Below are 24,807 nucleotides of genomic sequence, written 5' to 3' on the forward strand. Positions count from 1 at the left end.
TGCGCGGAATATGTTTTACGGGACATGGTAGAAGACTACCTTTCTCCGGCTGAACGCCGGGGCTAGCCTATGTCCACCAACAGGGGGTCAGGTCCCTACGAGAAAGCCCGCGTAGCCACCTGCGGTTCTGCAATCGTTCAACCTTGCCTAATTGGCGATGAGTTTTTTGGTGCTTTATGGGTAGAAACTACCAGTTCTCCGCGGGCTTTTTCGGTTAGTGACCGCTCCCGGCTGGCCCAGCTCGGCGTCGTCGCCGCAGTTTTACTTTCCCGCGCGCCTACCGCCACCGTGTACGACGCCGAAGGTCTGCCGCGAAAGTGGGAGGTGGCTAGCATCCCCGAACCCGCTACCGGAGCGCTCCCCCAGGTAGATCCACGCCTTGCCGGCACTTTCCCCGCAAGTTCTGCAAATAGCCTCGCCACGCCGGCCGTACCCAATTCTCCGGTCAATGCTTTTGTTCCACCCGAGCCCGAACCGCGCCCACCAGTACCGCTTTCCGATCGAGAATTAGCCGTACTCAAACATATTGCCGGCGGTGCCACGAATGCGGAAATTGCCACCGAACTATTTATCTCGGTAAATACAGTTCGTTCCCACCGGCGTAATCTCATGCGCAAACTTGATTCGCATAATGCTGTAGAGCTTCTTACCGCCGCTCGCTACTACGGTCTTATCACTGCTCACGCAGACTAGTCCCCCTCTCATCCCGGAGCTCACTCCCCTCCTCCTAACTGGCATGAAAATCGTCTTTAAAGACCAGCGGCAGGTGCTCCGTTCTTCCTTATGCTGGAACCACAGACAGTGCACAAAATGATTTCAAGGGAGAAGTTATGCCAGGCCAAACCGTCTTTACCGTGCCCGTACCGGAAGCGCGTGGTCCCATCCCGGTAACCGAAAATTCTTATCCGTTCTCCACTATGGTTCATGCCCGTGAACCGCTTGACCTCGCCGAGTTTGGATACGTTGAAGAAGAATATTTCCTGCGTGGCACCGCCAATGTGTATGGCTTTTCCAACTCTATACAGCCTGCTGGTACCCCTGCCGCAACCACGGCAGCAACTGGAACCGGAGCGGATTCGGCGGGCCAGGCTAAAGAACGCCCGATCACCGTGGTCGAAGAAAATGTACCCTACATGACCCGTGTACTTATTCGGCGGCCTGCTGATTCAGATCCTAAAACCGCCTGGGTTTCGATTCTCAATGCTTCCCAAGGGTACGACATTGAAGATGATTGGCGGCGAGCCTGGGATTATATTATTTCCCGCCGGCTCACCTATGTGGCCGTGACGGCAAAGCCCATACAGATTTCTGCTTTGCAAACTTTCGATCCCGAGCGGTATGCGGATCTGACTTGGGGTGGAAAGCCGAAACAATTAGATGCCTCCGCCCCGGACTGGAACCCCTTTGCTACCTTGCCCGAGAATGAAGAAGGGCTAGCTTGGGATGTAATCGCCCAGGTTGCGGCCTGGCTACGTTCAGGTACAGCACCAACCACCCCCGAACACGTCTTCCTCATTGGACAGTCACAGTCGGCGGTTTACACCAATACATACCTCACCTATTTCCACCAGATTCTCAAACTTGCCGGGGGTGCCAATCCCTATGATGGTTATGCACCTGGAGTCGGTGGTCTTTATGTCAAAGCAATCAATCAGCGAGAGAGCGGTATTCCACAAACCATTGGCCAGGCCCCTGATCTTTCGGCCCCAGATGATGCAGAAAAAGCACCGGCTTTCGCGATTTATCTGGTAGCTCCCGCTCAAATTGACGTTCCCGTAATCGCTATTTCTTCTGAAGCGGATGTGAGCCTCTATGAGGGAACCCCTGCAAGTTTTTGTCTGGGTGATGGTCCGTGGCGGCGGCACTGGCATGTATTGCGCACGCCGCATTCGGACGCCCGTTCCCGGGTAATCCCCAATAATTCGGAAACGCAGAAGGCGAAGCGCCAGGCGCGCGTCACGAACCCTGAATTCTTGGCTCAGGTATCGCCACTCCCACTTGAACCCGTGGTGACAGCGGCGATGGCCGCAATTGAAAACTGGGTACAAACGGGCACTCCTGCCGCTCCTTCCCGGTGGTTTACCCACCACGGAAACCAGTGGGAGATTCGGGATGGTTTGCTCACCGGAGGCATAGTTATCGGTATGGTGGCCCATCCGATTGCCGATTTCCTACCCGGCTCCCCCAAAAACCCGGTTTACGGGCAAATGCGCCTACACTCGGCAGCAAGTATTCGCCAACAATATGCTTCCTTCGCGGACTATCAAGCCGCTTGCGATGCTGTGGATAATGAACTGGAAGCGCAAGGCTACCTGGAACCAGTGGGTCGCAATTTCCTGCACAATGTGCAACGCGAACTATGGGACCGGGCAATAGACGGCGCCCCAGCTCCGCTTTCCTCACCACAAGAAATCATTGACCTGGAAAGCTAATTACAGCGTTTTCGAGTGCCCATCTATCGTGCGCCGCAGGCGGCGTTGCCAGACGATGAGGCCCAACCAAGGGGCACAACACCTGCCAAAATTCGAGCTGGTAGATGCCTAAAATACACAAAGCAAGACCCCCGGGGTATTTCCCGGGGGTCTTAAAACTTTTTGCGTTAACGCTCGATGCCCGCAAGAGCTTCCTTGAGGGCTGTTGCTTCTTCGTCGTTGATCTCGAGGACCAGCCGGCCGCCGCCATCAACGGGAATCCGGACGATAATGCCCTTGGCTTCGCGTTCGACTTCCAAGGGCCCATCGCCCGTACGAGGCTTCATTGCTGCCATTATGCATCCCTTTCCTGTCAAAAGCCCGGCGCTTTCGACTATATGCGCCTATTCTACAAGGAATGCGGCTAGTTCGACCGGCGTGATTTTCCTGTGTTTTGCTTCGCTTTCCGAACGTCAATCGCGCTAGCAAGCGTTTTCACCACGTCATCAGCGGTATCCACAACCTTTATGAGGTCTTCATCGGCTGGCGAAATCATGCCTTCTCCTACCAGCGTGGTCTGAATCCACTCCACCAGCTGACCCCAATATGCAGAGCCGACCAGCACGATCGGGAACTGCGTCGTCTTCCCTGTTTGTACCAAAGTGAGCGCCTCAAACAGTTCGTCGAGCGTGCCGAACCCGCCGGGGAACACCACGAACCCTTCCGCATACTTTACAAACATGACCTTGCGGGTAAAGAAATACCGAAACTCGATGCCCAGGTTCAGGTATTCGTTCATCCCCTGTTCGTGCGGTAGCTCAATTCCCAGCCCGACCGAAAGCCCATCTGCTTCTGCCGCGCCCCGATTGGCAGCTTCCATAATTCCCGGGCCGCCACCCGTAATCACGCCATATCCGAGTTCCACAATTTTCTTCCCGGTTTCGCGCGCCAGATTGTAGTAGGGCGTATCGGCACCGGTGCGGGCCGAACCAAAAATACTAATGCAGGGCGGGATTTCCGCGAGCGCGCCAAACCCTTCCACAAACTCGGCTTGGATGCGTAGCACCCGCCAGGGGTCGGTGCGAGTCCAGTCTCGGTTTTCTGGTTCGCGGAGCAGTTTCGTGTCTGCGGTGATCGGCGGGATGAGCTTGCCACGCCGGATTTGGGCGCCGCGGCGGTATTCACTACGGGTCATCTTCTCCTACTTTCTATGCTTCCCGCCAGACTTTCGCCCGGCTTTCTAAGCTTCTCGCCGGGCTTTCACCCGGCGCCGTTCGTGCGCGCGGCGTTTTAGCGCAGGTGGTCTAAACCGCGCTGGGTCAGTATCTCAGTAACGTCTTTTACTTTGTGGGCGGCTTGCCGGGTGCTTACTAAAAGCACCTCTCCAGTATCTACGACGACGCCGCCTTCCAGGCCTAATACTGCGATGGGCTTATCGTGGGTATAGATAAGTGCACCTTCGCTATCAATGGCAATGGTTTCTTGGGCGCTACCACCGGGGGCTACCTGGTGGGTGCGCTGCGGGCCAGGAATCTGTGCGGCTACGGAAGCGTAATCTCCCACATCGGACCAGTCCATGGCGGCCGGTACTACCGCTACCCCGCCGGTGGCGGCCAGAGGTTCGGCAATGGCGCGGTCGATTACTTCCGCCGGCAGTTTTTCCCAGGCCGCGCGTACCGCGGCGCTTTGCGTATCTGTTTCCAGATCCCAGGCCGCGGCAATTTCACGCAAAGGGATAGCAATATCGGGCCGGAAACGTTCCAGGGCTCCTAAGAGTACCGAGGTGTTGGCAATAAACATGCCGGCGTTCCAGAAGTAGCCGCCTTGCGCTAAATATGTGGCGGCGCGTTGTGCGTCAGGTTTTTCCACGAAGGATTCTACTTGGCAAACTCCGGGCAGGTTGGCAATATTTGCGCCGCCGTGAATATATCCAAAACCGGTGGCTGGATATTCCGGGGTGATCCCGATGGTCACGACGTAGCCGGCCGTGGCGGCGCGAATGCCCGTACGTACAGCTTCTTGGAAAGCGGGGACGTTGCCGATGGCATGGTCGGCAGCAAAAGAACCTACCACGCATTCTCCGTATTCGCGTTCTAAAAGGGCCGCGGCCAAACCGATTGCGGCCATTGTGCCTCGCGGTTGGGGTTCAACCACGGTCCGGAACTGCGGGGCGGCAACCGCCACCTCGGCTTTCCCGGCCGCGCCAGGAGTGATCGGGCCGGGAGTGATCGGGCCGGGGTTGTTCCGGCCGGAGGTAACCGGGCCGGAGGTCTTCGCGCCGGAGGCAAGCTGTGTGCGTACGGCATCCGCATGGGCTGAGCCGGTGACTACGAGTAGAGAATCGCTAAGGGGTGAAAGCCGGTCTGCGGTGGCCTGGAGCATGGTGCGGCCAGTGCCGGTGAGGTCTACCAAGAACTTTGGGTGGCCGGCCCGCGATAGGGGCCACAGCCGGGTGCCGGCCCCGCCGGCAGGAATAATGGCATGGAAAGCCACAGCTTCTCCTTCACATGTATTTCAAGGTGTGCACCCAGTGATTTTCGCATTTGCACCCAGTGCGTATTATGCCAGGGCAATCTACGCGCACCGCAAGTTTTTAGTTATTTCCTTCCAGCTGATAACCAGGTAAAACCGGAAATCCCGCAAACGCCGGGCGGTTTTACTCCCGGCGCGCGGCGGGTTGTATCGCCCCGGTAATGGGGTCATGTGGCCAATCTAGCGTGTGCGGAGCCGAAAGAGTCACGTAATTTGGCCGTTGCTTCCCGCGCAGTTCGGAGCTTTCTTCGGCTTGGTATTGCCGCGGCGGATTAGCCATAAAAGCGCAGGTCAACAGAAGAATTCTGGCCGTCAAGTTGAGCCATAACAGTAACGTGACAAGGGCAGCGAAAGGGGCGAGCAAGGGATTATCGGCCACATTAGAAACCACCGAGGTCCCCAGGATTTTTACGGCCGCCATAGTCACTCCGCCCAGCAGGCACCCGGCCGCAAGATCGCGGCGCGGAGCCCGAATCCCACCCGTAAACCGAATCAAGAATGCAATGATAAGGGCATCCACACCGGCAGCTAAAGCCGCCACTACAACTTTTGTGGAAAATGCCGAAAGTGCACCTGAATATCCCAGTAGCGCTGCCAACCGGGTCCCTAAAGTACCGGCCGCGGCGGCCAGGATTGCCCCGCTGGTAATACCCACTGCCAATATGAGGAAGCCACCGAAACTGCGCAGCATCTGCATTACCCCATGCTGGACCACCTGGTTGACGGCAAACATGGCACGAATCGACTTACTGATCCCGCCCATAATAGAGATCGCCGTCCACACGATCACTCCCGCCGCAATAATAGAAGCGATACCGTGCCCGCCGCTCCACACCAGGGCGTCCGGATCGATAAGCCCTTCCCCGCCACGGTTTGGATCTTTCAAGATTCCGGGAAGTGCCTGGTTGATCCCGCTAATCACAATTGCCCGTAGCTCCGCGTTCTTCCCCAAAGTGGCCATGAAGGCACTCCAGGCAATCGTGAGCGCCGCGGAAACCGAAAACAGTGCCGAATAAGCAATCCCGCCCGAAAGTAGACCGCCGCGTGCTTGTGCATAGCGAGCGAGGCTACGCCACAGCCGAGTATCGGCTAGTCGGTCCACCAAGTTTTCGGCCCAGTTTTGCAGAGTCGCTATTTTGGCTGCGATACCTTGCCACCCCCCCCCCCGCATTTACAGCTCGTATTCGACGGTCAGCGGCGCATGATCAGACCACCGCGCCGCATAGCTTTCCGCCCGGCCAATTGCGAAAGAGCGGGCTTGGGCCGCGAGCGCTGGAGTGGCCATGTGGTAGTCGATCCGCCATCCGGCGTCGTTATCAAAAGCTTTGCCGCGCTGGGACCACCAGGTATAAGGCCCTTTCTCCGTATAACCTTCAGCGGTGAGCAGGGCGCGCTGGACGTCTACCCAGCCACTTGCGAACCAATCCTCCAGGTAGGCGATTTCGGAATCGAGCACGCCCGCGGTTTTGTTGTGGTTGGGTTTCCAGTTTTTAATATCGGCTTCGGTATGCACGATATTGAAATCTCCGGCCACTAAGATTTTCGCGGTTTGGTCAAAGCTCGCCAGGCGTTGGGTCACGCGGTCAAGATGAGAATATTTCGCGGCCATTTTTGCGGCGTCGGTAGCTACCCCGGAATGCAAATAGGCCGAAACCACGGTGAGATCACAGTCCGGTAAATCCACTTCCAGCCACCGGCCCGTATCTACCGGTGTTTCGGAAGTAGCGGCTAGCTCCGCAGTGGAAGCCGCGGCATTTGCCGTGGCAGATGTAGCGGGGGTTTCGGTAGCATGCCCTGCTGCAACTACAGCGGGAGTTTCTCCCGGATCGGCTAAGCCAATCCGTACTTCTCCCACTTGGATTTCTTCGCGCACGGCAACGCTTACCCCGGCCCGGCCTTTCAGCGTGGAGATCGCATTGAAAACCCGGTAGCCGCTCCCCTGGAAAATTTTGGTAATAGCCTCGCGCGGGGCACGCACTTCCTGCATAAGCAGCACATCCGGCGCCGTATCCTGCACCCACGCACCCATTCCTTTACGGTCTGCTGCGCGCAGGCCGTTCACATTCACCGTAGTGATTTTCATGTCTCTCCCCTTCGTCCGCGCCGGCCATTTTGGACCGTAGCAGCGGCTGCTCTCGTCCGCAGCGGCCGTTTCCTCCGCGCCGGCCATTTTCGGCCGCAGCAGCGGCTACTCTCGTCCGCGGTGGCGGTTCCGCACGGACTTGGCGGCCACTCGCGGACCCAAAACACTCACTGTATTAGCTCCCCGCAGTGGTGTCATGCCAAAGCTCACGTCCACATTTCGAGCGTTCTCATACTTTTATCCGTTTGGGCGTATAGTCTTACACCTACGGAACTTGCGATCCTGCGCGAATCGTTACCATGGCCTGCATTTTATGCGCATGTTTTGCATAAAACTCGGCTGGGTTGCGGTCCGTGCGTAGAGGTGCGTATGCGAACCTCGCGCGGCGCGCAGGTGCCAGAAAGATTTTGAAAATGCGCGAAAGGAGCGTAGAGAATATGGCGAAAACTCCGCTTGCGAGCCAACTTTTGCGCCGCCGGTTACCGGCGGGCGTGACGGCAGCAAACACCCCGGATTCCATCGCCCAGCTACCGAGCCACCACGAGGGGCCGGAACTGCGCCGCTCCATGTCTACCTTCCAGCTCATGATGATTGGCGTGGGCGGCACGGTGGGAACCGGCATTTTCTTCATACTTTCCGAAGCTGTGCCACAAGCCGGGCCGGCCGTGATTATTTCCTTCGTGCTCGCCGCTGTGGTAGCGGGCCTAACCGTCGTCTGCTATGCCGAACTAGCCGGGGCTATCCCCTCTTCCGGTTCTAGCTATTCTTTCACTTACGCCACTATGGGAGAACTGGCCGCTTTCGCCGTCGGTGCCTGCCTAGTTTTGGAATACGGAGTTTCCGCCGCCGCGGTTTCCGTGGGGTGGAGCGAATACCTCAACCTCCTGCTCGATAACGTTTTCGGCTGGCACTTCCCCGACGCCCTCTCCTACGCGCCCGACGCCGGCGGGATCGTGAACGTGCCCGCAATTCTCCTCGTGCTCATGTGCATGGTGCTGCTTTTGCGCGGCGCGTCCGAATCCGCCGCTGCCAACACTTTCATGGTGTTTATCAAACTCGGGGTGCTAGTAATTTTCGCGGCCATTGCGTTTACCGGTTTCAATGCGGATCATTTCGCGAACTTCGCCCCCTTCGGGTGGCGCGGTATCACCGCCGCTACCGGTTCCCTTTTCTTCTCATATATTGGGCTCGACGCCGTTGCCACCACCGGTTCGGAAGTGAAAGACCCGCGGCGTTCCTTGCCGCGTGCGCTCATCGGCGCCCTGGCCATCGTTACGGCCATCTACCTGTTGGTGGCGATTTCCGCCGTCGGCGCTCAACCCACCGAAGAATTCGCTTCCCAACGGGCTTCGCTCGCCACCATTGTGCAAAACGTGGTCCAATCCACCTGGCCGGGAACTGTTTTGGCGATCGGCGCCGTGATCTCCATTTTCTCCGTCACCCTGATTTGCTTGTATGGGCAAACCCGAATCCTCTACTCGATGAGCTGTGACGGCCTGGTGCCACGCATTTTCTCAAAAGTTTCCCCACGCACACGCGTACCCGCCGCAAGCACGTGGATCGTTTGCCTGGCCGTGGCAGTACTGGCGGGCTTCTTGCCACTCGGAATTTTGGCGGAGCTTACTTCCGTGGGCACGCTTACCGCTTTCACTTTGGTTTCCATTGGGGTAATTATTTTGCGCCGCACCGCGCCCGATATGCCGCGCACATTTAAGGTACCGGGATACCCGGTTACGCCGATACTTTCAGTGGTGGCCTGCCTGTACGTAATCTCCGGGCTCGATACCTTCACCCTGGTGGCCTTCGCCATTTGGATGGCGGTAGCCCTTACTTTCTACTTCACGTGGAGCCGCCGGCATTCCGAACTGGAAACCTTCACCAAGGAAAAGAAACAAGCGGATAGTATGCCCGTATCCGCAGGTAAATAAACGGGCGCCCGATGGTAGCCGCATACGAATACAACAGGAAAAATACGAAGAAATATTTCAGGAGGAATAATGTCTCGGATTGCTCTCATCCGTAAACCCAGCCCGCTTCTGGACGACGGGATCGTGGATAACATCGAAAAGGTTCCGGTAGACGTCGCCGCGGCCAACCAGCAGTGGGATGCCTACGTAAAAGTTCTGCAGGAAGCCGGTTGGCACACGGTGGAAGTAGAGCCGGCCGATGACTGCCCGGATTCCGTTTTCGTGGAAGATACCGTAGTCATGTATAAGAACGTGGCTGTAATCACCCGGCCGGGAGCCGATGCTCGTAAACCCGAAACTGCGGGCACGAAGGCCGCGGTAAAAGCCCTGGGATGTTCGATCAACGAGATCCAGGCCCCCGGAACTTTGGATGGGGGCGACGTCCTCAAAATTGGCGACACGATCTACGTGGGCCGCGGCGGGCGTACTAACGCGGCCGGGATCAACCAGTTGCGGAAAATCCTCAGCCCTCTGGGCGCGCGGGTGGTAGCCATCCCCGTTTCCAAGGTCTTGCACCTGAAGTCGGCGGTAACGGCACTACCTGATGGCACCATAATCGGCTACGAACCTTATGTGGATGATGTACGCAAGTTCCCTTCCTTCGTGCCCGTACCGGAAGCGGAAGGCGCGGCCGTACTCTGCCTCTCCGAAACGAAGCTCCTCATTTCCGCTTCAGCTCCGCAAACCGCCGAGCTCCTACGCGATTTCGGATACGAAGTGATCGAAACCCCACTCTCCGAGTTCGAAAAACTCGAAGGTTGCCCCACCTGCCTTTCGGTGCGAATCCGCTGCCTCGCTGAATAACTGCGGCCCGCACGCCGCGCAGCCGCTAGCTAGCTGTGCAACCGCAGCCCCGCTGAGCAGCCGCTTCCCAAAGAGCAACCGCCACCGCCAGCTCAGCAACCGGAGCTAACGAAACCGCAGGGCGCAGTAGCCGTGCCTGCGGTACGACGCCGCCCGGCGCGGCTAGTACTGCAGGCACGGTATCGCGCAGCCCGATTTTGCCCGATTTGCCCGGTTCCGCGCTGTTTGTTGCGCCGCGTTTCGCCCTGTTTGGCGCGGATCTGCGCGGTTTGTGGAACTTGTAGAAACCGCAGCAGGGGCTGCGTTAAAGAATGGACCACCTGGACGTCTTTGTCCAACTTCTGCTTATAATGCAGAAGTTGTTGAAAGGGGTCAGATGCGCCGGTTCATCTCTTCGCTCAGCTCCGTACTGCTGGGCCTATGTCTCGCCTTCGCTACCGTAGCGCCAGGCTTATCCACTACCACCGCGTACGCGGATACCGAATCCAGTACTACCGATACCACTACTACCCGGGAAGAAACTCCCACCTCAGAAAATCTAGAAACCACGCCGGAAGATAGCGAGCCCGGAGCACACAGCCCGGCACCAGCTCTAACGCCGGCAAATAACCCTGCGCCTACACCTGGCGCACACCAGGGTGAAGCTGGCGCTACCGCGCCAAATGATGGTTCTCTAACCGGCCCGGGCGAACTGCCCGCAGCTAAGCCGGATGCCGGAAACGAAACGCCGGCCGTAGTGACAGGTCTACCAGCGGGCACCGAGGCCGATTCCGATTCGGATGCGGAACCCGCAGACGCCGCTGACGTGCCGGATGCTACTCCGGGCCGCATGCCCGAAAAAATCGTGCAACTGGGTGATTCTTATTCGGCCGGAAATGGCACCGGCGTTTACAGCGACCAGTTCTGTATGCGTTCTCCGGAAAACTATGGCTCGATCGTAGCCCGCGAATTCGGTGCCGAATACACGAATGCGGCGTGCTCGGGTGCGGTGACCGCAGATATTACTAAGCCGCGGCATTTGGGATGGACGGGCGGAGCTACCCGCACCTACTGGCTGCCGCGCACCTTCTTCCCCACGGTGGAAGACCAAGCTGCCGAATGGCAGCGCCGCGTCGAAGCTGAAAACATTTGTGGCGTTCCGCCCGCCCCGGATATGTACTACGAATACCGGAACGTGGCACCCGCCCCGGCCGGTTCGCTCTACACCGCTTCCGTAGCCTGCCATTTGTGGGCGAAACCGCAAATCGAATCCGTTACCCCGGATACAGACACCGTGTTCCTTACCATTGGCGGTAACGATGCGAACTTCACCGGAATCGTGATCTCTTGTTTCATTGGCCGCGACGCCGGTACCTGCCAGCAGCGCCTTTCCGAAGCTTCCCGCAGCCTTCCCGAACTGCGCGAACGCATCGCCCAAGTACTCTCCGCTATCGATACGGCCTCGCAAGGTAACGCCCACGTCTACCTGCTCGGCTACCCGGTACTCATCAGCCTTGATTCTTATGTACTTCCCGAAGGCCCCGCGGGGTGGTACGACGCCGGCCAGCAACTAGTGGAGATGCAAGAGGAAGCAAATGAACTCCAGGCCGGGGTGGTAGCAGACGCCAATGCCGCTATCCGCACTAGTGGCACGCCCCAAGCCCAACGTGACCGTTTCACGTTTGTGGACGTCCACGAAGTTTTCGCGGGCCACGGTTTTGATCCGCGCATGGGCGCCAACCAGTCCCATGCCTGGGTTGTGCCCAGCTTTACCAGCTTCGACATTCTCAGCTTTGTGCATCCCAACCCCGAAGGCTGGCGAGCAGAAGCGAAAGTCCTAGCCGAAACCATTCGCCGCAACGCCTAATAAATTCGCCGCAACGCCTAAGGAAGAGGCCTGGCTGAAAGCACCAAGCGGCCCGGAAGTACCCTGCGCGGGTACTTCCGGGCCGCTGGTTTGTCACTAGCTTTGCCCAGCTTCCTGGCCTAGCGTGTTTTAGCTGACTGGCCTCGCATGTTTAGTTTGCGGCCGGGGCGTCGGCTAGGCGTTGTGCGCGTTCCACAATGTTCTTGAGGAGCATTACGCGCGTCATCGGACCAATACCGCCCGGATTGGGCGAAATCCAGCTGGCCACTTCCCGCACTTCCGGATCCACATCGCCAACGGTGCGGAACTTCCCGGTCTCCGGGTTTTGTACGCGGGTCACTCCTACGTCAATAACGATCGCGCCCGGTTTCACCCAGTCCTTCTTCACCAAATGGGCCTGCCCCACCGAAGCAATCACCACATCGGCTTCCCGCACGATCTCCGGAGTATTCGGCGTGCCGGTATGGCACAAGGTTACCGTGGCATTAGTTTCCCGCCGGGTAAGTAGCAAACCGGCCGGCCGGCCCACGGTAATCCCGCGGCCCAATACCACCACGTGTTTACCATTCAGGCTCAGCCCGTAGCGGCGCAAGATCTCCAAAATCCCGGCCGGTGTACAAGGTAAAGAAGAATCAATCTCCTCGTTAACGCGCAATACCAGCTTGCCCAAATTAGTTGGATGCAAACCGTCCGCATCCTTATCCGGATCGATCAGCTCGATCAGCTCATTGGCGGGCAGCCCTTCCGGTAGCGGGAGCTGCAAAATATATCCGGTACAAGCCGGATCATTATTGAAATCCAAGATTGCTTGGCGTACATCCGCAGCGCTAGCATCCGCCGGCAAGTGGGTACGCAAAGAATTGATCCCCACCTCAGCGCAATCGCGGTGCTTGCCACCCACATAAGCCACCGAACCGGGATCATCTCCCACCAGGATCGTGCCCAAACCAGGAACGATACCGCGTTCCTTTAAGGCAGCTACTTGCTCGGCCAACTCCGCTTTAATCTTCGCGGCAGTTTCTCTTCCATCCAAAATCTGTGCGGTCATAAGTCCTCTATTCTCTCGCTCTTCGCTATTCTCTAGCGCTTCGCAATTCTCTAGCGCGACTGATTTCTCTCACGCGGCTGATTTCTCTCACGGGGCTCTGCGCTCTCCCCAGGCGCGATTCTCCAGCGCACCAAAACATTTCGCCAGCGCAGGCGCGCCAACATTTATTACCTTCGCAGGTGCCTTCCCCAGGCGCGCCAACATTTATTACCTTCGCAGGTGCCTTCTTCAGGCGCACCGAACCCTGCCGGTGCTGCCGCGCCAAAAGCCCTGCCGGTACTACGCGGGCCCGCATATACACCGCCGCATGCTCAAATATCAAATACTTGCTGCGGCACAGTGGTTGCGGGCCCGCGTAATAGCTACGCCTCTACTACTGCTGGTCCGTTTCTAGGTATTCATAGAGCGGGAAATCGTGGGCCAGTTTGGTCACGCGGGCACGCAAGGACTCTACGTCCGCGCTTTCGCCAGCTACCAAGGCCTGGGCGATAATATCGGCCACCTCGCGGAATTCGGCTTCCTGGAAACCGCGGGTCGCGAGTGCCGGGGTGCCAATACGCAGCCCGGAGGTAACCCGCGGCGGGCGCGGATCGTAAGGTACCGAGTTCCGGTTCACCGTAATCCCAATATCGGAAAGCAGGTTTTCACCCTGTGCTCCATCAATGGCCGCATGGCGCAGATCCACCAGGACCAGGTGCACATCCGTACCTCCGGAGACCAAGCTAATGCCGGCATCCCGCACGTCTTGCGCGTTGAGCCGTTCCGCCAAAATCTGTGCACCTTGCAAAGTGCGTTGCTGGCGTTCCTTGAACTCTTCCGTGCCCGCAATTCCCAAAGCCACTGCCTTGGCCGCAATCACATGCATCAGCGGGCCGCCTTGCGTACCCGGGAATACGGACGAGTTGAGCTTGCGGCCATAAGGTTCGGCGTCACGCGCCAAAATCATGCCGCCGCGCGGGCCACCCAGAGTCTTGTGAATCGTCGTTGTTACTACATCGCACACCGGTACCGGGTTGGGATGCAGCCCCGCGGCCACCAGACCAGCGAAATGCGCCATATCGCACCACAAGATCGCCCCTACCTCATCCGCGATCGAACGGAAAGCGGCGAAATCGAGCTGGCGCGGATAGGCCGACCATCCCGCAATAATCATCTTAGGCCGGGATTTCAGGGCTTCTTCCCGCACCCTATCCATATCCAAAACATAGGTTTCCGGATCCACATGGTAGGCCGCAATATTGTAGGTTTTCCCGGAGAAATTCACCTTCGAACCGTGGGTCAAATGCCCACCTTGATCCAGGGCCATCCCCAATACGGTATCCCCATGCTCCACAAGCGCCGAGTAGAGCGCCTGGTTGGCTTGCGCGCCCGAATGCGGCTGCACGTTTACCCAACCGGCGTCGAAAACTTTCTTCGCCCGGTCGATAGCGATATTCTCCGCCTTATCAACCCACTCGCAACCCCCGTAATAGCGCCGGCCCGGGTACCCTTCCGCATATTTATTGGTAAGGACGGAACCTTGCGCTTCCATTACGGCACGCGGCACATGGTTCTCAGACGCGATCATTTCCAGGCCATCCTGCTGGCGGCTGAGCTCACCAGAAAGGATGCTGGCAATCTCCGGATCAACGTCCTGAATAGGCAGGTCAAGCTTGCGCGTCATTCTTTCTTCCTTGTTAGTTGCTTCTCGTATAGCGAGAATAGATTTCAGTAGTTACCTGTTATTTCTTAACTCCAGGGGCGGAGATTGCATGGCCCGCCTCCGTTCTCGCCGTAACCAGGCGGTGCACGAACAACCATCACGTCGATACCCCACGTGCCACCACCTGCGCCACGTGGTCAGTTCGCTAGATCAGTTCACCTAAATCTTTAACACAGGTGCTGTTCTTATCCTGGTTTCCTGACAGGGTAGCTGTTTTTCCAAAGCTTCGCCGGCTCATCCCATATTTACGGCCCGGCTGGAAATCTTGCGGCTGGGGTGCTAGCGTCCACCGGTTGCTCAGGCACCATTTTCGACGACGACGAAAGCCACCGCCATATCACCATCATGGCTCAAAGAAACGTGGATCCGTATTTCACCGAGGCTTTCGTGCACAGCCTGGGCCGTCTCCCCCAACAACTGCAAAGCGGGCCGGCCCCAGCGGTCATTGGAAACCTCAATATCGGCCCATATGTTTTCCGGCGCCACCGGTGCGGTGCCGTGCAAGGCCGCCGACCACGCTTTCACAAAAGCTTCTTTAGCAGCCCACCGGGCGGCCAAAGCAGCGGCCTGCTCTGCCTTTCCGCGGCGCGCGGCCCGCCGTTCCACATAGCGGTGTTCCCGCGCGGTAAACACGGCACCGAAATGCGAACCGGGCCGGGCTAACTGTTCCGCAAATTCGCTCACCGCTACCGTATCCACGCCGATTCCTAGAATCATCCCGCCTCGTTTCCGCTAATTATTCCCGCATTAGGTATCGCTTGCCGCACCCGTGCCGCAGTTTGTGCGCCCACGCCAGGTGGCTTCGCATCCTATTTTGCCGCAGGTTCCTCTCCGCGGAGAACTGCCGCAAAGGTTCCGCACCGCAAGCCCGCCACCGCGAGCCCGTCACCGCAGGTGCAAAAGCGGCGCGCGGGCCGATCCGTTTTCCTCCTGGCTGGGGCAACCGGCCGGGCAGATTTGGTTTCTACCGGGCTATTTCCCGCCGAGAGGGCCTGGATGGGCGCCGCGCGCCGCTAATATATCGCAGTTTTCGATCGCAGTTTTCGCTTCGCCGTTGGCTGAGTCACGGCCAGGCGTGATGGTTTCCGGGGGCCCGCTGGCGCGGGCCCCCGGCCGTCACGCTTGGCGCGGTGTTCTCGCACCGCCGCCAGGCTTAGACCCGTGCGTCCGGATCAAGCAGGAGCGCAGCTTCGGCGTCGTTAGAAGGACCTTCGAACCGCACCGGCGTTTCGGTGTACAACTCTTCATGGCCGATCATGCCCGCCTGCAGGTGGCGCGAACCATCCGCCAAGCGCGCATTCGCCTGGTGCAGCCACTCATCGGCAGCTTCGCGCCCGTAAGTACGTTCCACGGAAGCTTCGAAAGCCGCCGGGTGTACCAGCACCATGAGCGCCGAAACGTGCCCGAATCCGAGCGAGGTAAGGATCGAAGCCTTCACGGTTCCCAGGTGTAGCGGCTCGCGCGGCCACACGAAGAATTCCTTGTCGTAGAAGGCCGGATCCTGGCAGTCCACCGCCTTATTAGCCGGCACGGTACCGGCCGAGAAAATCTCGGACAGGCCTGCCATCTGGAAGAGGGCCGCCCCACCCTTCGAATGTCCGGTTAGCGACTTTTGCGAAACCACGTAGAGCGGGTTGCCTTCCGAACGGCCAATCGCCTTGAAGAGGCGGTGGTGCAATTCGGCTTCGTTCGGATCATTGGCATTGGTAGAAGTGTCGTGCTTGGAGATCACCGAAATGTCATTCGGGGTAACTCCGAGCGCCGCCAAATCCTTGACCAGCTGCGAATCCGTACCACCCTGGCCGGCTGCCAAAGCACCCAAGCCCGGGGCCGGAATCGAAGTCTGAATACCATCACCGAAGGAACGTACGTATCCGACTACCGCGAGCACCGGCAAGCCCATCTTCTGGGCCAAATCGCCGCGGGCCAACAGTACGGTACCGCCACCTTGGCCTTCCACGAAGCCGGCCCGGCGCCGATCGCCCGGCCGCGAGTAGAAGCGCGAATTAATACCCTTGGCTGCCATCGCGTTCGAATCAGCGGTGGCATTCATATTGCCAAAGCCAATCAGGGATTCGATTTGGACGTCGTCGATTCCTCCCGCAACCACGAACTGGGCCTTCCCGGTGCGGATCTTATCGAAACCTTCTTCCACGGATACCGCGGCGGTAGCGCACGCACCCACCGGGTGGATCATGGAACCATACCCACCGATATAGGACTGCATGGTATGCGCGGCAACCACGTTGGGTAGCACTTCCTGCAAGATGTCATTAGGAACGTCCCCGCCCACGAAGCGTTCCACGAACATGCGGCGCATGGAGGTCATACCCCCAAATCCGGTACCTTGCGTGGAACTCACATCTACCGGGTGGATGTATTCGAGCAGTTCCGCTGGGGAGAACCCGGCGGAAATGAAGGCATCCACGGCCGTCATCAGGTTGTAGACGGCCAACCGGTCCACGCCTTCGATCATCGACTGCGGGATACCCCAGTTCGCCGGATCGAAATCAGTGGGGAACTGCCCGCCCACACGCCGCGAAAGCGTAGTGCGGCGCGGCATGTAAACGCGCGCACCGGCCAGACGCGTGACCTGCCACTCTCCGTTTTCGTCCACGCTAATGCGGGTGAATTCCGGATCAGCGGCGAGCATATCGCGCGCTTCTGCTTCGTTCTTCGCCGAATAGGTGACGTCCTTCTCCAAGAAGACGGGCGCCAAATCGGTGGTCCCGATGTCCTGCAGCGGGCCGTCATCCACGAAGGCGCGGATACCGCTCCGGGCCACCACTTCATCCTTGTACCGGTCGTAAATATCGGTTTCTGGTACCAGGTTGCCGTCGGCGTCATACCAACCCGGTTGCGGCGTATCGTGCCATTCGAGCAGGTTGGTCATCCAGGCCAGTTCGAGCACGCCCGCTGGGGTGAGCTCGAAATCGCCGTCGTCTTGCACGCCCAGTTCCGCTTCGAAACGGGTACGGGAAGAGCCCCACGGCCCCACTTCGCCAATACCGACGATCACGATCGTATCTTCCGGCCGGGCAGTACCCGCAAATTCGGAAGTTTGTGCGCTGGCCTGGCGCGGGGCCACAATCCGCGGCAAAGCCTTGATCGTGGCCGGCTCGGCCCCTGCTTCCAGCGCGTTCTGAGCGGCCTCGGCCGAGCTGTGCGCGGCAGCCTTCTCCGAAATTTCCTTCAGGTTGATCGCGCCAAGTCCGCCCGTCATATCCTTCTCAAGCGGTGCCTGCGTGGCCTGGGCCACGGCTTCCGGCGTGAAGAGAGTGAGGAGTTCTTCCCCAGCTTCTTCCGTAGACCACGTACGCACGCCTTCTGCTTCCACGGCCTCCACGAGCGGATCATTACCGCCCATCAAGCCGGTACCGCGTACCCAGCCGATCTTGGCGTGGGCGATGGTGGTGCGCTGGCCCCACGGTTCTACCTTCCACTTGTTCGGGATGGCATCCAGGGCCGCCTTTACTTCGCCGTATGCGCCGTCGCCACCGAAAACGCCACGGTTGGGCGAACCGGCCAAGATTACGTGCATGCGGTGTTCCACTGCCGAATCTTCGCCAATCACGGCAAGCTTGCCAATCAGGCGTTCCACGCCCCACAGCAAGATGCGTGCCTGGTTTTCCGTTTCCGGGCCGGCATCCGTCATATAGCCAGATACCTTGCCGGCCGCGAAAGGCACCAACAGATCCGGGAGCAGAGCCGGCTTGACCAGGTTGGTGGTAGCCCCCACGGTCTCCCGTTGCTCATTGCCGATCCATTCAGCCAGTGCATCAATATCGCGGAAGGAAGCCAGGTTGGCCGGTACCAGCCACAGGGCGGCATCCCCGCGGGCATTCTCCCGGTACAACTGCTTGGCGTAGATCAACCGCGCCGCCGAAATATTGGAAGCGGTAGCCACCACGGTCGCCCCGCCGCGCAAGAGCCCGGCCGCTACGGCACCCGCAATGGAGTCCGGTGCCATACCGGTAACCACGGCGATCTTGCCCGAATAGGCACCCGGTTCTTCCGAAAGGGCAGCCTGGGCAATCTGTTCGAAGCGTTCGGCGAGTTCCGGATTGCGCGCTGCTTGCCAGCGGGCCTGCCGAGCCACTTCCGGGCCGGTAGCCGCAAAGTTTCCGGTCACCTCGCGGCCAAAGGCAATCTTGGCCACGTCTTCGCGGGCGGTAGCCCAACGATCGTCGAGGAGCACAGCCTTGTTCGCATCGAAAGCGGGGGTAACGAAACGTTCCCAACCGGTTCCCAGTTCGGCGGCCATAGCTTCCCGCAAGGCCACATCATCGCCTGCTTCGGGCAGCGTGGCCGGCTCTTCTTGGCCGAGCCGGCGCAGTAGATCGCGCGCATTTTCGGCCAAAGTGGTGGTCATCTTGGCGGCGAACTCGTCTAGTACCGCCGAATCCACGGTAGCACCACCGCCGCCCCCTGCCTGCGGGATAGCTACGCTAATTCCCTTCGCATTACCCACCGCGAGCACGGCAGCATCGATGAGCGCATCCAAACCGGCCGCGTTGGTCGGAGCCAATTCGGCTTCGGAGCCCAAGGTCGCTAGTTCTCCACCGCGAGTGGACTTACCTTCCCGCGTGCCGAGCAATAGTTCGGCTTGGACGTGGGTAACCCAGCCCGCACCGAGCTGCCAGGTGCCGGTCACGCGATCTGCGATCCGGCTCGGCTTAGCGCCGGCCGCACCCGTCAAGGTGCGCAAGCGGTCGTTGATAGCTTCTCCCAGTACCGAACCGAAGGGACGGTAGGAGTGGGCGGCTTCGTTTACCTGGGTTGCCAGGTCCGAAATCTTGGCTTCGGCGGCCCCATCCATGGAGGCCAAATCGAATTCGGCCGTCATATCCATCAGGATCTGGTTGCGCTTGGAAGAAACGCCGTTGGTAAGGACTTCCACCGAATCGGCTTCCCCAATTTGGTCTAGCCGTACCTTCGTTTCGTGGGCGAGGAGCACCATCATGGCGTCCGAAGCCTGGAAGGGGATATCGGCGGCCGGGCCGTTTGCTCCACCAGCCGGTGCGGCAGCGGGCGCAGTAGCACTAGGTGCCGGGCTGGCCGCTGGAGCTGCCGGAGCCGGTGCAGGAGCCGAATCGGCCGGAGTGGCCGGAGTGGCCGCCGCAGTGGAAGCCGCCGCAGTGGTTTCTGCTGCCGCGGTTTCCGGCGCGCTAGCGGCGCTGTCGCTTTCCGCGGTAGCGGTTTCGGCTGCGGCTTCGGGGGCCGGGGTGGCAACGTCTTCCCGCAATACCAGTTTGGCATCGCGCTGCACATTGAATACGCGCACTTCATCGGTGGCGTGGGCCGGCAAGGCGAGCGTCCGCGCGGCCATATTGGCCAAGGTGGGCGAAGCGGCCAAGCCAACTTCCACGATTTCTTCCACCCCGCTGCTGATCAGCAGTTCTTGGGTTTCAATCCACCGCACCGGCGAGGCGAACTGCCAGGCGAGGAGCTCTACGAGGAGGGCCCGGGCCACTCCCACGCGGTCTTCCGCAACCTTTTCTTCCAGGTTATCGAGCAGTTCGCGCGCGGTTTCCGAAGGCGCTACTTCGAGGATCGCGGCGCAGAATTCGCGGGTTAGTTCGAAGGGACGGGCCACCAGGTTTGGTACGTACCGGTGTTCCAATACCTCCAGGTTAATATCGCGCGGGATGATGCGCAGCAGGGTCTCCCTAAATTCGGGCACCCCGGGGCGCAGCCGCGAAGTGTGGAAGGGCACGTCAATGCCGGGAACCAGCATGAAGGGCCGCTTACCACCCGCTGCCTTCGCCCGCGCACCGGCGTCCTTGGCCAGGGCGTCCAGCCCGGCAATGGTACCGGCCACCGCGTACTGTTGGCCCGCCAGGTTGTAGTTCGCGATCTCCAAGAATTCGCCGGTCTTTTCGGCGATCGAGGCCACATAGTCGCGCACTCCGGCGTCGTCTACCCCGAACTGGTTGGGCCGCAAGGCTCCCATGCGGTAGTTCGATCGGCCTTCTTCATCACGCTCCACCAGGTGGTGCATGGTGGTGCCGCGGTGGTAAACGATTTCCAGCACGTCTTCCAGGCTGAATACATTCGAGTAGGCGGATAGTGCGTTGTATTCACCGAGCGAATGGCCGGCAAAGAAAGCTCCGCGCACCAAAGCACCACGTTCGCGCAGCCGCGCGGTTTGGGCCATGGCCACGGTAGCTAGCGCCACCTGGGTGAACTGCGTGAGGTTCAAAACGCCTTCCGGATGGCGGAAGGTTTCCCCGCGCACCACCAGTTCGGTGGGGTTATCGCGCACCAAAGCCAAAATGGAGAAACCGAGAGTTGCACGCGTGTGCTTATCGGCCCGCTCCCAAATATCGCGAGCGGCCGGCGAATCGGCGCGCTCATCGAGCGCCATGCCCTTCGCCTGGATGCCCTGGCCCGGGTATACGTAGGCGGTAAGCGGCGCAGCCACGGTAGCGGTGGCTTGCGCCACTACTTCATCACCCTTGCGGCAGGTCACTTCCAAAGCCAGGCCGCCGCCGGGCAGGCGCCCGGTGCGTTCCACGGTGATTTCGACTTCGTCGTTTAGGTCCACCATGCCGAACATGCGGTACGTCCAGCCGGTAATGCGCAGCGGCGGGCGGCCCGCATCCGGATCGGAAACCGCGTGCTGGGCTGCCGCGCACAGCCACATGCCGTGCACGAGCGGTTCTTCCATGCCCGCCACGATCGCGGCGCGCTTGGAAACATGGATCGGGTTGTAATCGCCAGAAACGATCGCGAAAGCAGTCATATCGGACGGAGCCGTGACCTTCACCTTGCGGAGCGTAGAACGCGGCGTATCAATAACTTCGGTTTCTACTCCACCCCGCGGTGCCGGGTCTTCCGGCAGATCCGTGGTAGTGGCCCGCCCGCGCATGGCGAAACGTTCTTGGAATTCGAGTACGACGCCGGTTACTTCTTCGCCGTCTTCTTCCCAAGTGCCGCTCACATCCGTGCGGATGGCGAGCACGCGCCCAGCCGAAGATTCCTTCACCGAATCGACCCACGAGCGTGCCGTGAGCTCGCCCATGCCCAAAATCTTTTCTACCGGTACGTTGATCTTTTCCGAATGGTCCAAGTGGACGCCGGAAAGCAGACCTTCAATAATCGGGAAGCCATCGGCTTCACCCGAACCCATGGCCGAATAAATGGTCGGCCAGCACGAGCCGAGCAGGGCGGAGGGTACCGTTACGGGGGCCCGACCGCCCGGCGCGGTAATTCCCGAGTGCAGGTTACCGATTTCCGGGGAAACGGCGAAGGTGAAGGTAGCAACGCCGTCGACCATCTTGGGTTGTTCGGTGATCGGGGTACCACCAATGGTGGTGGTGCCGACGCCGGACATTCCGGCCAGCACGGCGCGCATGGAATCGATCAGGCGCGCGTCGTCTACTACGGGAAGGCCGCCGGTGTGGACGTCTTCCGGCAATACCAAGGGGATCCGCATTTCGCGCACCACGTGCTGGGTGGTTTGAGTGCCATCCCAGGCAGTATCGAGCGGTACGTAGATTTCTAGGCCGGCGGGAGTATCCCGAATTTCGGCTTCCGCAATAAGCGCGGCCGGGTTGGTGGCCAGGTGGCCGTGCCACACAATAAACGGTACCGAACGCAGGTAGGCATCACGGTCTTCGGAAGTGCGGGAGAAGGCCGGGCGTGCCTGAATACCTTCAGCCTGTACTTCGGCTACGGCCGCGGTTTCGTAACGGCCGAGGATGTCCGCTACCGGTTCGTTCTTCGTGGTGATTGCGGCTACCGAGACCGGGCCGGGAATAATCCGTACCTGATCGGCCGTGTAGCGCGGATCTTGGGACTGCCACAGCGAATCGCGGCCCCAGTTGCGCAGCACTTGGCCATCAATCGTGGCCACGAAAGGTACCGGCTTGGGGTACTTATTGCACAGCGCATCAAACCAGGCCCCATCGGAAGGCAAAACGAGTTCTTCGCGAGCTTCCGGATAGGTTTCGGCCAGGCGGGCAATAGAAGCTGCCGGATCGGCACAGGCCGCGGCTTCTTCCGGGAAGATCGTGGGGATTTCCCCGTGATCGGCCGGTGCCAAACGGGCTTCGGCACGCTGCAAGAATTCGTGGAAACGAGTGGCTACGGTTTCATCGGGCCACGGGTAGGAAAGCTCTACATAGCGTTCCAGCGCTTCCACGTACGTCATTTCGTCAATATCGCCAAAGTAGGGCTTGGCGGTCTTATTGATCGCGGTAATGATTTCTTCGCGCCGCGCCGCAATTTCTTCCGGCTTGCCGTCCAGTTCGAGGAGCAACCGGGCGGCCTTGGCCGCCGAGTTTTCCACGTTGTACATATCGGCATGCAAGGAAGACTGCGAAGAAGTAATACCTCCGCGCACTTCCCCAGCGGCTACCCAGCCGCCGTTATCTTCCGCCGATACCCCGGGGATATCCACCAGGAGTTGCTTGACGTCTTCCGAAGTCTTCGCTTCCTTCGCGGTCATCGCCGCGGTACCGATAAAGATGCCGTCTACTGGCATGCGGGCCAGGCCGTACTGTTCGGACCACTGGCCGGTCAGGTAGGTCTTGGCACGTTCCGGTGTGCCCAGGCCACCACCCACGGTGATTACCAGGCCGGCTTCCCGCATATCGGCGTAGGTGGCCAGCAGCAGATCGTCCAGGTTTTCCCAGGAGTGGTGCCCGCCGCCGTGGCCGTCTTCTACCTGCACGATGAGCGGAGTGCCCGTGTTCTTCTTGGCGATCTCCACTACTTGCTGGATTTGGTCTACGGTGCCCGGCTTGAAGCAAACGTAGGCAAAGCCTTCTGCCTGCAAACGGTTAATAAGTTGCAGGGCTTCTTCTAGTTCGGGTACGCCCGCGGAAATGGTGACGCCGTCCAGGGGCGCGCCGCCTTGCCGCTGGCGGGAAACCAAGCGGCGGCCGCCAAACTGCAGATCCCACAGGTAACGGTCCAAGAACATGGCGTTGAACTGGGCGGTACGGCCCGGCGCCAGTTCGGCTTGCAGATCCCGCAGGTGCTTGGTGAGCACGGCTTCGGAAGTTTGCCCGCCGCCGCCCAGCTCCGTCCAATACCCGGCATTGGCCGCGGCCGCCACAATATGCGGATCCACAGTAGTTGGGGTCATGCCTCCGAGCATTACCGGCGAGCGGCCGGTAAGCCGCGAAAACGCGGTATCCAGGTAGGTTTCCCCGTTGATTTCCCGCAGGGCGGGCGCAAATGCCGACCAGTCAGCCGTGGTGTATACGCGAGCATCGCCGGTGAGCAGATCATCGCGGGCTTCCGCGGTGGCCGCATCCACGTAGGACAGGCCGGTACCGGCCAGGTTATCGCGGGTGATCTTGCGCAGTGCTACACCCGGGCCGGCATCTACCACGTAGTGGGTGTCTTGGCCGGCTTCCGGTCCCGAAATTTCGGCTACCGCGTTGCGGAATTCTTCCGTCCAATCCAGGTTGTCCGTAAGTACGGCGCGGGCCAGCTTTTCTGCGCCTGCAACAGAAATCCCGCACGCTTGCGCCCAATCATCTACGAGCTGTACGGCCGGTTCGAGCAGATGCGAATGGAAGGGGGCGGCCACGTTCAAGAATTCGGTAACGGGCTGGAGCGGTTCCCCACCGGTCCGCTTAGCTTCCCGGTCTTCCACGGAACGCTTGGCGAGCGCTTCGATTTCCACGATCAGGCCGGCCAGGGCGGCCGGAGAACCGGAAACCACGCAGGCTTCGCGGGTGTTAATAATGCTCAGATCAATATCGGCAAATTCGTCAATCAGCGCGCTGAGCTGTTTTACCGGTACGCCGCGCACGGACAGCATCGGGGTGGATACCCCATCCGGGCCCATGCCGGCCTGTGCGGTCACCTTGGAAGCGGCCGCGCCGATCAGGCGGGCCAGCGCGAAGATCGCCGGCCGGTCCGCGGCCGGAGCGCGCAGGATTTCGGCGGCTAACACGCCTTGGGAGTGGCCGATTGCCAGTTTGGGCTGGGCGTCCAAGTCGAGAGCAGCACCATATTGGAAGAGCAGGATGCCGGGCACGGAAGTGTGCGGGGCTACCCCGCGCGAAGCCGGGCCGCGCCGGCCCAATAGATCAAGCCGGCCCGCCGAAATCAGTGCCAGTTCGGGCACGACCGGGGCGAGCAGGTCTTCGGCCTGGTCGTCCAGCTCGGTCAGGGCGCGCAAAATCTCCGGGTCTGCAATGAGCGCATCAAGCTCGGTCCCCCAGGGTGTGCCCTGCCCCGAGAATTGCAAGATCCATGAAGCTTCAGTACGAAGCGAATCGTAGACGGATGCCATATTTTTTCTCCGTTAGTCCTTAGATGGATGTTTTTCGAGTTACGTTTTTCAGTTATGTTTAGCAGTTTTTCGCACCCAGGTTTCCCCCACACGTCTGCTAGTTAGCGGTGACGTGACTGCGAGAAACAGGGCGGAATTCTGTGCAGCGTGATTTTTTCG

Annotated in this window: 14 protein-coding genes; 5 read left to right on the forward strand and 9 right to left on the reverse strand. The window is 59.7% G+C overall.

Annotation, left to right across the window (positions count from 1 at the left end; genetic code table 11):
• Positions 1 to 69: 69 nt before the first annotated feature.
• Positions 70 to 693 (forward strand): response regulator transcription factor, encoded by a 624-nt coding sequence (locus tag BLT47_RS02260; protein WP_074661192.1) that lies wholly within the window; start codon positions 70 to 72, stop codon positions 691 to 693.
• Positions 694 to 830: 137 nt separating this feature from the next.
• Positions 831 to 2,432 carry an alpha/beta hydrolase domain-containing protein gene (locus BLT47_RS02265; RefSeq protein WP_074661193.1) on the forward strand — a complete coding sequence of 534 codons (1,602 nt, stop codon included), beginning with the start codon at positions 831 to 833 and terminating at the stop codon, positions 2,430 to 2,432.
• A 167-nt stretch (positions 2,433 to 2,599) separates the two neighbouring features.
• Here the strand turns inward: BLT47_RS02265 and BLT47_RS02270 are convergent, their stop codons facing one another.
• The 5 genes from BLT47_RS02270 to BLT47_RS02290 form a co-directional block, all read right to left on the reverse strand.
• Positions 2,600 to 2,767, reverse strand: coding sequence for a DUF3117 domain-containing protein (locus BLT47_RS02270; RefSeq protein WP_065414516.1), 168 nt, complete (start codon positions 2,765 to 2,767; stop codon positions 2,600 to 2,602).
• 68 nt (positions 2,768 to 2,835) lie between these two features.
• Complete coding sequence (locus tag BLT47_RS02275; protein ID WP_074661195.1) at positions 2,836 to 3,606, reverse strand: LOG family protein; 771 nt, start codon at positions 3,604 to 3,606, stop codon at positions 2,836 to 2,838.
• Positions 3,607 to 3,701: 95 nt separating this feature from the next.
• Positions 3,702 to 4,904, reverse strand: a complete 1,203-nt coding sequence (locus BLT47_RS02280; protein WP_074661197.1) for a mannose-1-phosphate guanylyltransferase — start codon at positions 4,902 to 4,904, stop codon at positions 3,702 to 3,704.
• A 163-nt stretch (positions 4,905 to 5,067) separates the two neighbouring features.
• Entirely contained in the window at positions 5,068 to 6,114 is a 1,047-nt protein-coding gene (locus BLT47_RS02285; RefSeq protein ID WP_074661199.1) for a YihY/virulence factor BrkB family protein, read from the reverse strand.
• Entirely contained in the window at positions 6,115 to 7,026 is a 912-nt protein-coding gene (locus BLT47_RS02290) for an exodeoxyribonuclease III (protein WP_074661200.1), read from the reverse strand.
• A 437-nt stretch (positions 7,027 to 7,463) separates the two neighbouring features.
• Here BLT47_RS02290 and BLT47_RS02295 point away from each other — a divergent pair, with 437 nt between their 5' ends.
• The 3 genes from BLT47_RS02295 (at position 7,464) to BLT47_RS02310 (ending at position 11,643) form a co-directional block, all read left to right on the forward strand.
• A complete protein-coding gene (locus BLT47_RS02295) occupies positions 7,464 to 8,954 on the forward strand; it encodes an APC family permease (RefSeq protein ID WP_053093601.1) in 1,491 nt (496 codons plus the stop codon).
• Positions 8,955 to 9,023: 69 nt separating this feature from the next.
• Entirely contained in the window at positions 9,024 to 9,797 is a 774-nt protein-coding gene (gene ddaH, locus BLT47_RS02300) for a dimethylargininase (RefSeq protein ID WP_276526039.1), read from the forward strand.
• Positions 9,798 to 10,173: 376 nt separating this feature from the next.
• Positions 10,174 to 11,643 (forward strand): SGNH/GDSL hydrolase family protein, encoded by a 1,470-nt coding sequence (locus tag BLT47_RS02310; RefSeq protein WP_083330011.1) that lies wholly within the window; start codon positions 10,174 to 10,176, stop codon positions 11,641 to 11,643.
• 151 nt (positions 11,644 to 11,794) lie between these two features.
• Here BLT47_RS02310 and BLT47_RS02315 read toward each other — a convergent pair whose 3' ends face one another.
• The 4 genes from BLT47_RS02315 to BLT47_RS02330 all read right to left on the reverse strand — a co-directional run bounded on the left by BLT47_RS02315 (position 11,795) and on the right by BLT47_RS02330 (position 24,648).
• A complete protein-coding gene (locus BLT47_RS02315; RefSeq protein WP_049619274.1) occupies positions 11,795 to 12,691 on the reverse strand; it encodes a bifunctional methylenetetrahydrofolate dehydrogenase/methenyltetrahydrofolate cyclohydrolase in 897 nt (298 codons plus the stop codon).
• A gap of 373 nt (positions 12,692 to 13,064) precedes the next feature.
• Complete coding sequence (glyA, locus tag BLT47_RS02320; protein WP_074661208.1) at positions 13,065 to 14,354, reverse strand: serine hydroxymethyltransferase; 1,290 nt, start codon at positions 14,352 to 14,354, stop codon at positions 13,065 to 13,067.
• A gap of 336 nt (positions 14,355 to 14,690) precedes the next feature.
• Positions 14,691 to 15,110: a holo-ACP synthase AcpS gene (gene acpS, locus BLT47_RS02325; protein ID WP_074661212.1), complete on the reverse strand. Its 420-nt coding sequence runs from the start codon at positions 15,108 to 15,110 to the stop codon at positions 14,691 to 14,693.
• 436 nt (positions 15,111 to 15,546) lie between these two features.
• Positions 15,547 to 24,648, reverse strand: coding sequence for a type I polyketide synthase (locus tag BLT47_RS02330; RefSeq protein WP_074661217.1), 9,102 nt, complete (start codon positions 24,646 to 24,648; stop codon positions 15,547 to 15,549).
• Positions 24,649 to 24,807 lie beyond the last annotated feature (159 nt).

The organism is Actinobaculum suis (genome assembly GCF_900102025.1).
In the GTDB taxonomy this organism is placed as follows: domain Bacteria; phylum Actinomycetota; class Actinomycetes; order Actinomycetales; family Actinomycetaceae; genus Actinobaculum; species Actinobaculum suis.

Bases quoted from the DNA above. Each gene is read 5' to 3' on its own strand.
- BLT47_RS02260 (WP_074661192.1), top strand. From the start codon at position 70: ATGTCCACCAACAGGGGGTCAGGTCCCTACGAGAAAGCCCGCGTAGCC.
- BLT47_RS02265 (WP_074661193.1), top strand. From the start codon at position 831: ATGCCAGGCCAAACCGTCTTTACCGTGCCCGTACCGGAAGCGCGTGGT.
- BLT47_RS02270 (WP_065414516.1), bottom strand. From the start codon at position 2,767: ATGGCAGCAATGAAGCCTCGTACGGGCGATGGGCCCTTGGAAGTCGAA.
- BLT47_RS02275 (WP_074661195.1), bottom strand. From the start codon at position 3,606: ATGACCCGTAGTGAATACCGCCGCGGCGCCCAAATCCGGCGTGGCAAG.
- BLT47_RS02285 (WP_074661199.1), bottom strand. From the start codon at position 6,114: ATGCGGGGGGGGGGGTGGCAAGGTATCGCAGCCAAAATAGCGACTCTG.
- BLT47_RS02290 (WP_074661200.1), bottom strand. From the start codon at position 7,026: ATGAAAATCACTACGGTGAATGTGAACGGCCTGCGCGCAGCAGACCGT.
- BLT47_RS02295 (WP_053093601.1), top strand. From the start codon at position 7,464: ATGGCGAAAACTCCGCTTGCGAGCCAACTTTTGCGCCGCCGGTTACCG.
- ddaH (WP_276526039.1), top strand. From the start codon at position 9,024: ATGTCTCGGATTGCTCTCATCCGTAAACCCAGCCCGCTTCTGGACGAC.
- BLT47_RS02310 (WP_083330011.1), top strand. From the start codon at position 10,174: ATGCGCCGGTTCATCTCTTCGCTCAGCTCCGTACTGCTGGGCCTATGT.
- BLT47_RS02315 (WP_049619274.1), bottom strand. From the start codon at position 12,691: ATGACCGCACAGATTTTGGATGGAAGAGAAACTGCCGCGAAGATTAAA.
- glyA (WP_074661208.1), bottom strand. From the start codon at position 14,354: ATGACGCGCAAGCTTGACCTGCCTATTCAGGACGTTGATCCGGAGATT.
- acpS (WP_074661212.1), bottom strand. From the start codon at position 15,110: ATGATTCTAGGAATCGGCGTGGATACGGTAGCGGTGAGCGAATTTGCG.
- BLT47_RS02330 (WP_074661217.1), bottom strand. From the start codon at position 24,648: ATGGCATCCGTCTACGATTCGCTTCGTACTGAAGCTTCATGGATCTTG.